This is a genomic window from Parashewanella sp. 2210YD4-3 (genome assembly GCF_056591735.1).
The window spans coordinates 325,035-340,282 of record NZ_JBWQOG010000002.1; the positions used below are offsets into that span (position 1 = coordinate 325,035).

Annotated in this window: 15 protein-coding genes; 13 read left to right on the plus strand and 2 right to left on the minus strand. The window is 40.4% G+C overall.

Annotation, left to right across the window (positions count from 1 at the left end; translation table 11 throughout):
• Window positions 1-101 precede the first annotated feature (101 nt).
• The 12 genes from AC1EU0_RS04750 to AC1EU0_RS04805 all read left to right on the plus strand — a co-directional run bounded on the left by AC1EU0_RS04750 (window position 102) and on the right by AC1EU0_RS04805 (window position 9,609).
• Window positions 102-1,052: a hypothetical protein gene (locus AC1EU0_RS04750; RefSeq protein ID WP_480300787.1), complete on the plus strand. Its 951-nt coding sequence runs from the start codon at window positions 102-104 to the stop codon at window positions 1,050-1,052.
• 11 nt (window positions 1,053-1,063) lie between these two features.
• Complete coding sequence (locus AC1EU0_RS04755) at window positions 1,064-1,963, plus strand: DUF350 domain-containing protein (RefSeq protein WP_480300788.1); 900 nt, start codon at window positions 1,064-1,066, stop codon at window positions 1,961-1,963.
• A gap of 89 nt (window positions 1,964-2,052) precedes the next feature.
• Complete coding sequence (locus tag AC1EU0_RS04760; RefSeq protein WP_480300790.1) at window positions 2,053-3,786, plus strand: polyamine aminopropyltransferase; 1,734 nt, start codon at window positions 2,053-2,055, stop codon at window positions 3,784-3,786.
• Window positions 3,787-3,861: 75 nt separating this feature from the next.
• Complete coding sequence (locus AC1EU0_RS04765) at window positions 3,862-4,275, plus strand: YjfI family protein (protein WP_121838173.1); 414 nt, start codon at window positions 3,862-3,864, stop codon at window positions 4,273-4,275.
• 11 nt (window positions 4,276-4,286) lie between these two features.
• Window positions 4,287-4,976 (plus strand): PspA/IM30 family protein, encoded by a 690-nt coding sequence (locus AC1EU0_RS04770; RefSeq protein ID WP_480300791.1) that lies wholly within the window; start codon window positions 4,287-4,289, stop codon window positions 4,974-4,976.
• A gap of 125 nt (window positions 4,977-5,101) precedes the next feature.
• Entirely contained in the window at window positions 5,102-5,734 is a 633-nt protein-coding gene (locus AC1EU0_RS04775) for a hypothetical protein (protein ID WP_480300792.1), read from the plus strand.
• Between the two features lie 71 nt (window positions 5,735-5,805).
• Window positions 5,806-6,147 carry a hypothetical protein gene (locus AC1EU0_RS04780; RefSeq protein WP_480300793.1) on the plus strand — a complete coding sequence of 114 codons (342 nt, stop codon included), beginning with the start codon at window positions 5,806-5,808 and terminating at the stop codon, window positions 6,145-6,147.
• Between the two features lie 21 nt (window positions 6,148-6,168).
• Complete coding sequence (locus AC1EU0_RS04785) at window positions 6,169-6,993, plus strand: potassium channel family protein (RefSeq protein ID WP_480300795.1); 825 nt, start codon at window positions 6,169-6,171, stop codon at window positions 6,991-6,993.
• 165 nt (window positions 6,994-7,158) lie between these two features.
• Entirely contained in the window at window positions 7,159-7,563 is a 405-nt protein-coding gene (locus AC1EU0_RS04790) for a curli production assembly/transport protein CsgE (RefSeq protein ID WP_480300797.1), read from the plus strand.
• A 15-nt stretch (window positions 7,564-7,578) separates the two neighbouring features.
• Complete coding sequence (locus AC1EU0_RS04795; protein ID WP_480300798.1) at window positions 7,579-7,971, plus strand: curli assembly protein CsgF; 393 nt, start codon at window positions 7,579-7,581, stop codon at window positions 7,969-7,971.
• Window positions 7,972-7,980: 9 nt separating this feature from the next.
• Window positions 7,981-8,763 (plus strand): CsgG/HfaB family protein, encoded by a 783-nt coding sequence (locus tag AC1EU0_RS04800; RefSeq protein ID WP_480300800.1) that lies wholly within the window; start codon window positions 7,981-7,983, stop codon window positions 8,761-8,763.
• A 180-nt stretch (window positions 8,764-8,943) separates the two neighbouring features.
• On the plus strand, window positions 8,944-9,609 hold the full coding sequence (locus AC1EU0_RS04805; protein ID WP_480300801.1) for a helix-turn-helix transcriptional regulator: 666 nt from the start codon (window positions 8,944-8,946) through the stop codon (window positions 9,607-9,609).
• Between the two features lie 677 nt (window positions 9,610-10,286).
• Here AC1EU0_RS04805 and AC1EU0_RS04810 read toward each other — a convergent pair.
• Together AC1EU0_RS04810 and AC1EU0_RS04815 are read right to left on the minus strand one after the other, a co-directional pair.
• Window positions 10,287-11,816: a curlin gene (locus AC1EU0_RS04810; RefSeq protein ID WP_480300803.1), complete on the minus strand. Its 1,530-nt coding sequence runs from the start codon at window positions 11,814-11,816 to the stop codon at window positions 10,287-10,289.
• A 14-nt stretch (window positions 11,817-11,830) separates the two neighbouring features.
• Window positions 11,831-12,217 (minus strand): curlin, encoded by a 387-nt coding sequence (locus AC1EU0_RS04815; RefSeq protein WP_480300805.1) that lies wholly within the window; start codon window positions 12,215-12,217, stop codon window positions 11,831-11,833.
• 476 nt (window positions 12,218-12,693) lie between these two features.
• On the opposite strand from AC1EU0_RS04815, the gene AC1EU0_RS04820 reads away from it, so the two are divergent.
• On the plus strand, window positions 12,694-15,219 hold the full coding sequence (locus tag AC1EU0_RS04820; protein ID WP_480300807.1) for a S8 family serine peptidase: 2,526 nt from the start codon (window positions 12,694-12,696) through the stop codon (window positions 15,217-15,219).
• Window positions 15,220-15,248: the final 29 nt, after the last annotated feature.

Genomic DNA, 15,248 nt, shown 5'->3' on the forward strand with positions numbered 1-15,248 from the left:
GAGTCTCTATTGGTAAGTATACCAATTAGATGAATCCTAAGGCTGTTGATCTTTCGTGTTTTTTTAACGATCAACACAAACAAATTCACATGGGAGTGCATATGGCAGGAATGCTACGCCAAGCCATATTAATAATGAGTATTGGACTGAGTTTGCTCGTGTTAACGGGTTGCGGTGATGATCGCCCAGAACAAATCCAACACTACCAAAAATTAACCGATAACCGTTTAGCGACCCTAGCACAAGAGTTGAGAAACGGCCAATTACGCAATGCCGAACTGCTGAAACAATATTCGGCCATTCTCGCCAAGCAGAAGCCGCAGTATACCGCGCTATTACAACAGCTTGCGAAAGATGCGACCGATCAGGGACCGATTTTTAAAGGGCTAACAAGACGATTTTCAGAGTCAAAAGACTCTGCTAATTTCATCGATCTCGATGCACAGCTTGCTGAAGTCGAAAACTTATACCAAGCCGCAACTCCATCCTTATACAATGATATGCTTTCCGATCCAGTAAACGTCATTGCAGATATGTCTGGTGGAACGCTTGCGAGAGTCAACTCCATAAGCAGACAAGCCGATTTAATGGCAAATAACGCTTCGGACTTTGGTGCAGGTAGCCAATTAGTGGGCAATCCTAGCTATGGTCAATGGCAAACAGGCAGCAATGGCATATCGTTTTGGGAGTGGTACGGTATGTATGCTTTGTTTTCTAACTTAGCGTCTCCGGTTCGTTATGATTCTTGGTCACGCCATCGAGGATACAGTTATTATGGCGATGTAGGACGCTATCGATACACTTCCCCTAAACAGATGAAAAAGCAGCAATCTGTTTATCAAAAAACACAAAGCAAATTTAAGCGCCAAGGTAAGAGCTTTAGCAGTCCTTACGCCAAAACTCGCACAGGCTCTACCAGTTTGAGCCGTGCTAGCCAAGTGAGTGCATCAACCAAATCATCGCGCAGTAAATTTCGCTCTAATTACTCTAAGAGTAGTAATTTTCGTAACTCTTCTAGTCGAACGTCACGCGGTATCAGTCGTGGGAAATAAAAGGATATATCATGTCATTTTTTGAGGATTTCGGCCTAAGCCAACATTTACTGATCATCTTATTGATCGATCTAGGTATAGCCACCTTACTGCTGACGTTAATGCGTTTCATTTTGGGCTGGAGTGCTAACGTAAACACTCAGAAAGAGTTAGCAGAAAAGGATAATTTTGCCTTTGGTATCAGCACGGCAGGAGCCGTAGCCGCTTTAGGTATTGTACTCACTGGTGCCATCACAGGTGAAGCCGCTAGCAGTTACACCGCTGAAGCAATAGGTTTACTCAGCTATGGTATTGTCGGCATTGTGCTTATTAAACTTGGCCGTTTTATTCATGATAAAATTGCCCTAAACCAATTTAATAAAAATGAGCAAATTATTAGTGGTAACCTTTCGGTAGCCATTGTTGATGCCGGTGCCGTGATTGCAACTGCCATCATTATTCGTGCGACTTTATTGTGGGTTGAAGATTTATCCCTCAATACATTTATTGCCATTTTTAGTAGCTTTATTATTGCTCAGTTGATGTTGGTTTTATTAACTCGCTGGCGTGAAAATCGCTATCAAAAACGCAATCAAGGGCAAGGTCTTCAACAAGCCTTAGTTCAAGGAAATACGGCCTTAGCTTTGCGTCATGCGGGTTATATGATAGCCATGGGCTTGAGCTTTAATGCAGCCAGTCATTTTATTGAATATGTACCTGATGCGTATGTGAGTAACTTGCTGGCTTGGTTGGTATTTTCAATCATCATGTTGATTGCGCTCTCAATCGTGCAATTTATTGTGAAAGCAACGGTACTTGCTAAAATCAATCGCAGCGCCGAGGTTGAGTTACAACATAATGTTGGTTTGGCCGCTATTGAAGTAGCGATTAGTTTTTCGGTAGCCATGATTTTAACCGCCTTGATGGCATAAGCAAATCAAGCTGTGAAGTAAAGCATCTCTCATATCCCTGAGTTCGAGAGATGCTTATTCAATTTCCAAATTCTTTTAAGGGATGTTCGATGACCATCGCCGCCCAAACATCATCTTCATCAAATCGCTCACTCACCAAATGGGATGATGCTCTGCTACTCATAACCATGGCTCTATTAGCTGGCTGTGGCTTAATTTATGAGTACTTGCTCTCTCATTACGCTGGTCGCATACTCGGAGCGCTTGAAGCTGCCATTTATACCATGATTGGCATCATGATTGTGTCAATGGGAATTGGTGCCTTTGCTGCCAGAAAAATCCGCTGCCCTTTTACTGGCTTTGCGGTATTAGAATTGATTGTAGCGATTTGTGGCGCGAGTGCCATTATGATCACAGCAGCAATTATTGGATTTACAGCAGGATTTCCGGAATATTTGTCACAAACATTCGCACTACCGCCAGATACCTTACCCGATGGTGGTGCTATCCACCAACTGCAAACCATCAGTAAATACTTACCCTACTTATGGGGAACACTGCTTGGATTAATGATAGGGATGGAGATCCCGTTGATAGCCAGAGTTCGACAAGCGCTCTCTGATGAACATCTTTTACATAATGCAGGAACGATTTACGGCGCCGATTATATTGGTGCAGGTATCGGCGCGGCTATTTGGGTCAGTGTTATGCTCGCCATGGATATTGAGCTCGCAGCTTCCTTAACCGCTAGTGTTAATTTGTTTGCTGGATTTGTGTTCTTATTTCGGTTTCGCAAAAGAATTCGTCACTTTCCTTGGTTACTCACAGGACATATCCTCGCCGCAATTTTATTAGTGATGCTGGCACGTTTTGGCCCAGACTGGCAGCAAGGGTTCAATAATTTACTCTACAAAGATAAAGTCGTGTACGCCAAGTCCACTCGTTTTCAGCAACTCACCTTTACTCAACGCCTGAGAGGTAATGGCTTACCGGCTGTCGATTCTTTATATATTAATGGTCGTTTACAGTTTTCCAGTGAAGATGAGCACATCTATCATGCTTTTTTAGTTCACCCCACAATGTCGGCCAGCGCTCGCCACGATAAGGTGCTGATTGTAGGTGGCGGTGATGGCTTAGCACTCAAGCAAGTTTTTAAGTGGCACCCTAAACATGTCGTGTTGATGGATTTAGACAAAGGCTTGATCGATGCATTTACAGGGAAAGACCCTAAAATGCCTCACTTTTTGAATCAACAGCTGTTAACCCTCAATGGTAATTCGCTTAATGATCCGAGAGTATCGATTAGATATAACGATGCCTTTAACGGTGTCGATGAATTAATTCGAGAGCAACAAAAATTTGATGTCATTATTGTGGACTTACCCGACCCTAGCCACCCCGATCTTAATAAACTGTATTCAGACATTTTTTATTTGAAGTTAAAGCAATTATTAAGCGGTGATGGCGCAATCACCATTCAGTCCACGTCTCCTTATCATGCTAAGAATGCGTTTATCTCTGTAGGAAAAACATTACAGTTAGCAGGGTTCAAGGTAGAACAATACCATCATAATGTCCCCAGCTTTGGTGAGTGGGGATGGACTATTGGTACCATTATGGGTAAAGATGCGTTAACCAGATTACAAAGTGTTCAACAGTTTCCGATTGACGAACACTGGCTAACCCCCGCGTTGACACGGGCAGCATTTGAGTTTCCTGGGAATTTTTATGATGAACGCAATAGAATAAAAGCTAATGTGCTGGGATCGCTACAACTATACCGATACCATTTAGCGGCATGGAAGGACGAAATTGGTGTTGCTCCTTCGATTGCGAATAACTAACCAAAAAAACGCTTGACATATTATGTCTTGATGCTATTGTTTGACTCAAGACATAATATGTCAATAAGGATAATTATGAACATTCACGCAATTGCAAACTATCTCAATGAATTGGGCGATAAGGGTGAAACAGGCTTTAATTTTGACTGTTATCCCATTGATGGCGAAGTGGAAGTGCTACAAGTTAATGTCATTGATCGTGAAGAAATTCCGGTATTTATCTCTGTTACCGATAATCAAATACTGTGCATCAGTTATTTATGGGATGAGAACGAGGTAAATCCAGACAAACGAACAGAAATGTTCGAAACCATGCTAGAACTTAATATTCCAATGCCGCTATCGGCTTTTGCCAAAGTCGATAACAAGTATGTGGTTTATGGTGCTCTGTCACTGAACTCTAGCATGAATGAAATTGAGCAAGAAATCGCCGTATTGTCAGATAACTGTCTCGAAGTTATCGACGAAATGGTTGCCTACTTGAAATAAGGAGACAGGATATGGGCATTTTAAGCAAAATTCTAACCGCATTTCGTGGTGGTGCTACCGAAATCGGTGAAAGCATTGTAGATGCGAACTCAACACGAATTTTTGAACAAGAAATTCGTGATGCGAAAAAGCATCTAACCAACGCCAAGCGCGAGCTAACCGACGTCATGTCTAAAGAAATGCAAGCCAGTCGTGAAATTGACCGACTAAAGCGCAGCATTGAAGAGCATGAGGGCTACGCAACACAAGCACTTGAAAAAGGTAATGAAGCCCTAGCCTTAGAAGTGGCAGAGAAGATTGCGACTCTTGACCAAGAGCTTACTGAGCAGCAATCAGCACTCGATAGTTTCAGCGCACACGTTGCTCGCCTTAAAGAATTAGTGAAAAAGACTGAACGCCAGCTTTCTGACTATCAGCGTCAACTCAGCATGGTTAAAACCACTGAAAGTGTACAAAAGGCCACGGCGACCATTTCTGATTCGTTTGCAACCAGCAACTCTAAGCTAATGAATGCCAAAGAGTCACTAGAGCGTATTAAAGCGAAGCAACAACAGTTTGATGACAAACTGAAAGCTGCGGAAACGCTTGAAGACGAAAACAGTGATAACTCATTGCAAGCGAAATTAGCTGAAGCGGGAATTGGCGAAAAAACATCAGACGCCAATGCTGTGCTGGAACGTTTAAAAGCACGTAAAGGTTAAACAAACCCACCTTTGCCCATCTATGTGAATGGATTTGAGGCTCAGCGACTCATCGGCAGTTCCCAATTTCTGCCATTGAGTCGCTTTCTTGTTTAAAGAAATGATCGATTTATGGAGGAAAGTAAATGAGTTTTTTCAGTTCTCTTTTTAAAAAGGAAACCCCAACACGTCAGTTGAATCATCCTGAACAATTGATCATTGGTGATATGATCACTCTTGATGACAGTTTTGCACTTCCCTCTCATTTGCGTGGCCAGCAGTTAAAAGTCGAATCAATCAATACCTATGAATATGAACGTTCACAGCAAACCGAATGGCATTTAAAAGGCACAGGCAACCAAAACTTATACCTAACCTTAGATAAAGACGAAGAGGTATATCTCGCCTTCTCATTGAAAATCACTCGCAATGAAGTTGAACAGCTGTTTGACTTAGAAGCATTCAGCGAAATTTTCGAAGAGTCGTCACAAACCGCAATTGCGGTCAACTCAGAGCATCAATGTAGTGACTTAAGTCAATGGCTTGGTGAAACATACCGACGAATTCGTTTTGCACAGCAAGGTTTTTTCCACGACCAAGATTATAGAAATCAGAAACCACCCAGTGATCGTGGTGATGAATTCGAAAATTACTTTTTAATCGATGACGCCGAAGACCATGCCATTGATATTGAAGTCTATGATGGTGGTGAAACAGATGTTAGCTTGATTTTATACCGCCCAATATCAGACATTCGTCAATATTGGCCGATATCTTAACAATTGCCGCTAGGCAATTTTGAAATATTTGGTAACATTGACCGAAGAAAGGATCAGGAGGTCGCTTAATTTTGAGTAACAATAAAACCAAATTACCGGAAAAATGGCAACAGAGCCAGAAAGCGGCTAAAGCCACCCAAGTTGCTTTTGATTTGGATGAAAAATTTCAATACTCAATCCGTAAAGCTGCACTTGATTCAGGTGTAAGCCCTTCTGATCAAATTCGAACCATTTTAGGTTTAGAAGTCTCTAAACGCCCAAAACGTCCACGCCTTACTGTTTCTTTGAGCTTAGATGATTATCAAATTCTCGCAGATAAGTATGGTCTTGACTCTGAAGAGCAACTCGAAATAAAAAAACGAGTATTAGATGATCTCGTTAATTATGTAACAGACGAATTGATCGACAGATAACCTTTTCAGCAAGGACGAAGCATGACTCAACGTAGACGGTTACTTGACCAATTAGACGGCCCAAAACCTTTTGAGTTGGCAATGATGGTACTTTCATTGATCGCCGTTACTATCATGCTATTTCTTGCTTTTGCTGATTTATCTGATCAGACTCATAAGTTATTATTTTTTATCGATACTTCTATTTGTTTAGTATTTCTTGGGCATTTTTTTTACTGCTTGTTTCGCTCTACACATAAACTCCAATACTTAAGACATCACTGGATTGATTTTGTCGCCAGCATTCCTGCTATTGAACCACTCAGGGCAGCCCGCATTTTTCAGGTATTACGAGTCTTACGCTTGATCCGTACCAGTCGTTCATTACTAGTTCCGTTGCTCAAACAAAAGAAAGAAGCAACGTTTGCCAGTTTATTAGTCGCCATTGTTACCATTTTAGCTTTATCATCTGTTTTGATATTGATCGTAGAAAGCGGTGTTGAGAGTGCCAATATTCATACGGCTGAGGAGGCGATTTGGTGGGCCTTAGTAACGATTTCCACTGTCGGATATGGTGATTATTATCCCGTTACTACCGTTGGTCACATTATCGGTGGCTTAGTGATCATCTCTGGCGTCAGCTTCTTTGGAGTGGTTTCTGGCTATATGGCTTCAATCTTTGTCGCTCCAGACGAAGATGAAATCAAAGAAACCCAACGAGAACACAGAGAACAAATAAAGTTTGAACTCCAGCAGGCTCTTGCTCGAATGGAAGCCAATCAAAAGCAGATGGAGCAAAACCAACAGCAGTTATTAAACGAAGTTAAAAAGTTAAGCCAACAAATTAACGGTAAAAATTCGCAGTAATTGTTACCTTATATATCACATTTAAATAGCACTATTCGCTTTCACATAGAGCAAAGGTACTAGTACTTTAGTGCTATATTTCACAAACCATTAACATTGTAGGTGTGGTTTATAAAATAAACTGATAGCTTAGACTTTCGTTGGGGTTTATATGCAACAAAAGTCATGGTTTATAAATTAAAAAAAATCACGCTACTTTTATTTTCAATAGTCCTTTTTTCTACTCAAAACACCTTAGCCAATGAGATAGAACTCAGTGGACTGGTAATCGATAGAACTCTCACTCGTTTTGGAAAGGATTTTACTTTCTATTATTCAGGATACTGGCGTGAATTACCCTATACACAGGGCCACAACGTCACTATTAGCGAAACGGTTTTTCCTCAAGCCGGAACACTTCTTGTTGTAAAGCTTAATGACAAAAAAATTTATCAGACTCATTTTGGACGACGCATGCTAGCCGTGGATAAAAGAGCTGAACAAGCCATGCTAGCGACCATTGATTATTTGGCATACCTTCAGGCTCAACAATATGACAATAATTTTAATGATCAAATAGATGGATATTAATGTTAAGGGACTATCATGAATAAAATAAAAACAACGACAGCCATAATTGCGCTCATCGCCACTTCAGGCCTCAGTGCCTCAGAGTTAGTGTATGAACACATCAACCCAACGTTTGGTGGAAACCCACTCAATGGCTCTTACTTTTTCACAAAAGCGAAAGCACAAAATAACCACTCTGAAAGCGATGCCAGAGATTTTGTTACTCGTTTTAAACAGTCATTAGAAAGAAACATAATGAGCAAAATCACTCGTGATTTTGCGAATAAAGAGTTAAAAGAAGGCACATTCGATGCGGGTGACTATACCATCACAGTAGCAGATCTAGGGGGTGGCCGATTTCAAGTTTCAATCTTGAACGAGCTAACAGGTGAAACCACTGTCATTGACATGATCAATCCTGGTTATTAGGAGCCAATCATGAAAAAAACGCTTTTACTTACCAGCAGTTTATTATTGAGTGGCTGTGGTCTTTTAACTCATCCAGCTCTAAATATTACTCCTGCAAAAATCAATGCTCCTAGTGAGTTATTGGTACAGATGCAGCAAAAACCAAAGCCTAAGTATCGAATACCTGTTGCCGTTTATTCATTCAGAGACCAAACAGGGCAATACAAACCTCAACAAAAAACCAGTACTTTTTCTACTGCTGTGACACAAGGGGCTACCCCGATATTAGTTCAAACCCTTTTGGATAGTGAGTGGTTTACACCAGTTGAACGAGAAGGCTTACAGAACTTATTGACTGAGCGAAAAATATTACAAAAGAATCAAATTAAAATTGATAAGAAAAACAGTGACCTTCCAAATCTAACCAATGCCCGGCTATTACTTGAAGGTGGGATCATTGGCTATGAGACCAATACTACAACCGGTGGTAAAGGTGCAGGATATTTTGGTATCACAGCATCAGATTTATACCGAGAAGATCAAGTAACCGTTTATTTACGTGCGATAGACGTTCATAGCGGCAAAGTTTTATTATCGGTTAATACAACTAAGAAAATATATTCACAACAAGTTCGCGCAGGTCTAAATCGATTCACTAGTTTAAATCGTTTGGCTGAAGCTGAGTTTGGTTACAGTACCAATGAACCTGTTCAATACTGTGTTAAACAGGCTATTGAGCTCGCAGTCTTTGAATTAATTGAACAAGGTAAAAAGAATAAACTATGGACAGCTCAGTCAGCTACCAAAGGATAACTTATAACAAACTAGCAAGGTTCAATAAGAGTTTTTACTTTCGTTACAGTTAACAGATTGTTAAATTAATCAGGTGCAATTGGATCTAAATATAAAAGCTAATAAAGAAGTCTTGTAAAACGGGTCGCTTAGTTATTAAAACAATATTCGCTACAAGATAAAATTTAGGGAGAAGCTTTAATGCAAAAAGTAAAGGATTTACTGTTTATTCATGAGCTCAGCTCACCTTGCCATTTAGCCGTACTGGCAGAATCTATCGGTATATCGACTCAGGTTGTTTCCAGCACAGAGGAAGCACTGAACTGTAATAGTGATGGACGTTATCTCTGTTTGCTCCCACAAACGGGGTTATCTCTAGATGCAAAAGGTTTGCCGCTACAACTCACAAAGCTTGTTGCAGACATGCCTGTTGCTCTATTTCAAGTACAACCGAAAAGCATTGACGAAAAAGCGTGTATTTTACTTGGCGTTCAAGGCATTTTATACAATAACCTCAGCATGGATTTACTACTCACAGGCCTCAAAAAAATGCTTGAGGGAGAACTTTGGTATGATCGAACGACTCTCAGTAAAGTTATATCTGAACTAGTTCATAGTAATGAGCCTGCCGGTTCACATATTAGCAATGAAAACAGACTCTCGATTTGGCGTATGCTAACGCTAAGAGAGAAGACCATCATTCAATTAGTATCCAGTGGAGCAAGGAACAAAGAGATCGCTAATCGATTGTGTATCAGTGAGCATACGGTAAAAACTCATATTTCTTCCATTTTTCGAAAAACGCAATCTCGAAATCGAGTGGAATTATTACGATGGTCTAATCATCATCATGCAAAATTGGCTTAAGCAGTTTAATTGTATTTTATAGACTTTAAAACCAAATGAGAGTTGCCTCTGCTAAAACAGAGAGTTATATCGATGATAAGGCAACTCCTCCTTTTACTCATAAGCTCCCTCCCAACAAACCACTCTATTGAATTTAAATAGCGATTAGGGCATGAAATTCCAATTATAAAAATCTTCTTACCTTCCAAGCTGACTTCTAAAATCGTTCGCATCAATTAACTGTGTTTATGCTCTAAAAAGGTAGCATTTGCTAGAGGCCGTTCCCAATTAGATTTTTGATTTGCTGCTGTTAATTTTTTAGGTTAAACAAGGCGGAAAATGTGAAGTGTAGTATTCTACACGAATATTAGACAACGCAGTTTAAACAAAAAAGAAACGCAGCCCTTCGGGTTACGCCTAAAATTTGCAAACTCTGCGTTACTCATCTTTCCTTTAGTTCACTAAACTTCATTCTTCGTGCCTTGATTTTTCAAATTTTAAGATGTAACAAATCAAAAAATCTTTAATTGGGAACGGCCTTTAGGGAATACAAGGGCCAACGAAGGGTCATAGCTTTAGGAAAATGAAACGATTTCATTGCAAAGTAAAGGCTTTTTTATGAAAAAGTTAGTTGTATCCTTGGTAAACCAACAAAAAAAGGGAGGCGATTGCCTCCCATCTTTATCTTGTAGGTTATATTAGTTTTGACCTACAATCGCTGTATTTAAGCTACCAGTTTGAGTTACTTCGATAGTGTTACCGTTACCAATGCTATAACCTTCAACAGTATTTTCTTCACCAGACTGTACGATAGTAATGTTGTTATCATTACCTTGTACTTTAAATGCATCACCATGGGGCTCATGGCCTAAGATGTCATTTGAATCACCATCTTGATCAAGTGAGATTTCATTGTTGTTACCCGCAACGAGCAAATCAAGCAGGTTTAATTCACCATCTTGCATCGCTTCGATGTCATTACCTTCACCTTCAGCTGTGACGATAGCTTCATTCTCAAGACCAGCTTGCTCAGTATCGACTTCGTTATCGTTACCACGAACCACTGCCCATGCTATATTGTCGCCTGAATCATCACCTGTTTGACGAATTTCAACATCGTTGTCATCACCGAAGATGGCCGCTCTCGCGTCATTGTCATTTCCATCAGAACCAACGTAAAGGTCATTGTCATTACCTTCTACACGCATAAAGGCATAGTTGTTATCACCTTCCTGATCTAAATCTAGGTCGTTTTCGTCACCAATAACGATTAAATTTAGTCGGTTTACATCGCCTTCTTGTTCAAGGTCAATGGTATTATCATCACCATCAAGCTTAGCAATATGATCGCCACCATCAAAATCATCACCAATCAGGTTTCCATTGCCTTCTTGGTCAATTTCAACATCATTTTGATCGCCTTTAGCGAGATCAACAAAGGCTTTGTTACCATCGCCTTCTTGAGTAATTTCAAACTCGTTTTCATTACCAATCAAGCCAAAAACAAAGCCTTTGTTATCATTGCCTGTTTGCTCAATAATAAAGTCATTGTTATCGCCCGCAACTCCTTTAACAGCACCAAGGTTGTCATTACCAACTTGTGTTACTCTTAAATCATTATCGTTACCGACATTAGGCGTAATGTCTAAAGACACAAAACCAGCTGTATTAGAAACACCATTTTGGGAAATATTTCCGTCGTTTAATTCACCTTCAACACGAAACGTTGCAAAGTTATCACGACCTAGTTGATCAACTTCAGCAGTGTTTTCATCACCCGTGAATTCAGTCACATTTCGGTTATTAAAACCAAATTGGTTAATGTTAAATTCGTTCAAATTACCTGTTACGTCAATATTTGAAGCATTCTCTATAAAGCGCTGTTCTACTGTTCCCGTATTGTCATCACCAGAAGTAACCGTATCACTTTTGTTTCCAAGGCCCGCTTGAAAAACAGTCAATGTATTAGCAAGGCCTTCAGACAAAACTATAGATTCGTTTTCTGCACCAAATTGACTAACAGTTGCTTCTTGATCATCACCTCGTTGAGTAATGTTACTTTTATGATTATTACCAGTCTGAAGAGACTTCGCAGTCTGACCAACAGCATTAGCAACAGTATCATTAACCTGAGTAATTTTTATTTCACTTGTATCTGCAAAAGCTGGCACACTGATAAGTGATGTGACAGCTAAAGCAATAAGTGTTTTTTTTGAGCGCAAGAACATGTGTCTCTCCCTAACTATTGTTGTGTAATCCTAAGAACTGCATTATCCGAGGCTTGAAGTATGAGCAATTCAGTGCCGCCTACCTGATCTAACTGGATCAGGTTATTGTCACCAAATTGAGTAAAATCACTTACATTATCATTCCCAAGCTGGTTCAAACTGACATCATTGTTATTACCGACTTGAGTAATATTGGCTCTATTCTTTGAGCCATACTGTGCGAGATCAATACCGTTAAAACTTCCATTTTGTATTAAGGTCGCACTATTATTTGTACCTTGCTGAAGCAAAGAAATAACATTTTCGCGATTTGCACTGGTTAATAGACTTTGTAGAGTCAATGACAATTTTACCGCTTTAATATCGTCTTCATTGTCAGCGGCAACGGAATTCGAACTCATTGCGAGGAACATCAAGACGATGAGACATAAGCTCCTAAAGCTTTGAACGATCATTTCAGCACTCCTTTGATTAGGCTGTTATCCATGTATTGCAAATACAATCCTTTGCAACATTACAGCTTGAGCAGCAACATGAATATCAGCAAAAAGTATTGTTTTTCTCGACAAGAGACAAACTTTAAAATGACCACACCCCCCCATCTAACAGTCTGTTTTTAAAGCACAAATGACAAACCGGAATATTAAAGCATCAGTTTATCCCCCTAAATCGCTAGTACAAAAGCACTAAATATGGTGCTAATTCTTCAAATCCCTCTCAGCCTATGACAACAATGTTGAAGCAAATCAGTGTTGCAATTCAGTGGTTCTGCTTTTGTTGAAATAAATATGATAAAAAAATTATCAACTTACTTAATCAATCAGTTACTCAGTTGTGAAGTTGATAAATTCTTAAATGGACTATAGGAAACTGGGAAATGTTTAACAAAATAACCCCTCTAGCTATGGCAGTAGCTGGTGTGCTCTCCCTTACGGCGCATACAGTTGAAGCGAAGCTCCAACCAACGCATGAATATGTTAAGAATTCAGTTTTAATAAAATTTAAAGAAGGTACAACCAAAAAAGAAAGACTGGCTGTTCAATCACTAATCAATGCAAAAATGGCTGATAAAAATTCAGATGGTATTGATGACAAGTTTGCTCAACTTATGGATGGGAATCTTGCACAACTCTCACTATCAGGTGACATGGATGTGATGGCTGCAATCAAAAAGTTAAGCTTAAATCCAGCCGTTGAATATGCAGAACCTGATTATATCGTTAAAGCGATTGCTACGCCTGACGATCCTCGATTTGGTGACCTTTGGGGTCTACACAACACGGGTCAAAACAGCGGTACTGCAGATGCTGACATCGATGCACTAGAGGCATGGGACACTACGACAGGTAGTAGTGATGTGGTTATTGGTGTAATTGATACAGGTGTTGATTACAACCACCCTGATTTACGTCCAAACATGTGGGTGAACCCAGGTGAAATTGCTGGAAACGGCATCGATGATGACAATAACGGTGTCGTTGACGATATCCACGGTTTTAACGCCATCGCTAACAGTGGTGACCCAATGGATGGCAATGGTCACGGTACACATGTATCTGGCACCATTGGTGCAAAAGGTAATGATGGTACAGGTGTCGTTGGTGTGAACTGGGATGTCAAGATTATAGGTTGTCAGTTTTTAGACGCTGGCGGCAGTGGTAGTACTTCAAATGCCATTAAATGTATTAACTACATGACGGATCTTAAAACAAACCGTGGTGTTGAAGTTAAAGCAACCAACAACTCTTGGGGCGGTGGTGGCTTTAGCCAAACACTGAAAGATGCTATCGACTCAGGTATAGAAGCAGGCATTTTGTTTGTTGCAGCTGCTGGTAATAGTGGGTCAGATAATGATGCCACTCCAAGCTATCCAGCATCTTATGACAGCGATGGTGTATTAGCTGTTGCCTCAACCGATAGACGTGATGCACTTTCAGTATTCAGTGTTGGTTCTTCTAGCTACGGTGCAACGAGTGTTGATTTAGCCGCTCCTGGCTCTGCGATTTTATCAACAACACCAAATAATAATTACTCTGTATTTTCAGGCACCTCAATGGCTACACCACATGTTGCTGGTGCAGCTGCCTTGGTTTGGTCTATCGCTCCAGATCTAAGTCCTGTTGAGATGAAGCAAATTCTGATGAATTCAGGTGATTCTTTAGAGTCATTAACAGACAAAGTTGCATCTGGGAAACGCTTGAATGTTGCCAATGCATTGGCGGAAGCTGATCCTGATCCAGGCTTTAAACTAAACGTAACTCCTGGCTCGCAAACCATTAATGCAGGTCAAAGTGCCTCTTATACCTATTCTGTTGGTAGTGTTGCAGGTTGGAATGGTGATGTGGACGTTAGTGTTGAGGTTTCACCGGCTCTGGAAGGTGTTAGCTTATCTGCATCTACCGTCAGCACTGGAGGTGAGTTTACACTTGATGTGACTACTACCGAAGATACTCAGTGGGGTGATTATTCATTAACCGTTACAGGTATGGGTAATGACATTGAAAAGTCGAAGGCGGTATCTCTGAAGATTCAACCAGCCGGTTTACGCGATTTTGATTACTCCAATGACAACCCAACAGCAATACCTGATAATACTCCTGAAGGTATTACAAGCACCATCGAGATTGCTGATGACTTACAAGTATTTGGTGTTACCGCACACGTTGATATTTCCCATACTTGGATTGGCGACCTCATTGTTAAGCTAGTTTCTGCAGAAGGTACTGAAGTAACACTGCATGAAAGAACGGGTGGTAGTGCAGATGATATAGACAGAAGTTTTACTGTTACTGACTTTAATACAGAAATGGCTAAAGGTACTTGGACACTTAAAGTATCCGACAATGTAAGATTAGATACTGGTACTTTAAACAGCTGGGGATTGACTATTTCAGCAACAGGCGAAGCAGCACCTGCAGCACCAGTAGCGGACTTCACAGCTGATATTGAGTTCTTAACTGTCACCTTTACTAACTCAAGCTCGGATGCTAACGAAGATATTACTTCATATAGCTGGAACTTCGGTGATGATAGTACTTCAACTGAAACAAACCCTGTTCATAGCTATGCTGCACCTGGTCTTTACAACGTAATGTTAACCGTTACAGATGAGACGGGTAGAGAAGATACTAAGAGCATGGAAATTGAAGTATTCGAACATAGTATTGATGCTAGCATCAGCCGAACTCGAGTTTCTCGCTCAGGCACTGCAAGTATCGATCTACGTTGGAGCGATGCAATGGGAGATAACGTCAACATCTATCGTAACGGTGAACTACTGAAGAACACTCGTAACGACGGACGTCACCGTGACCGTATCCGCCGTGCCGCTGGTACTTACGAATATAAAGTTTGTGAAACAGATTCAAGCTTATGTTCAGACCCTGTATCGGTAAGCTTCTAAATTTATTATTTAAATAAAAACGCCAGTAT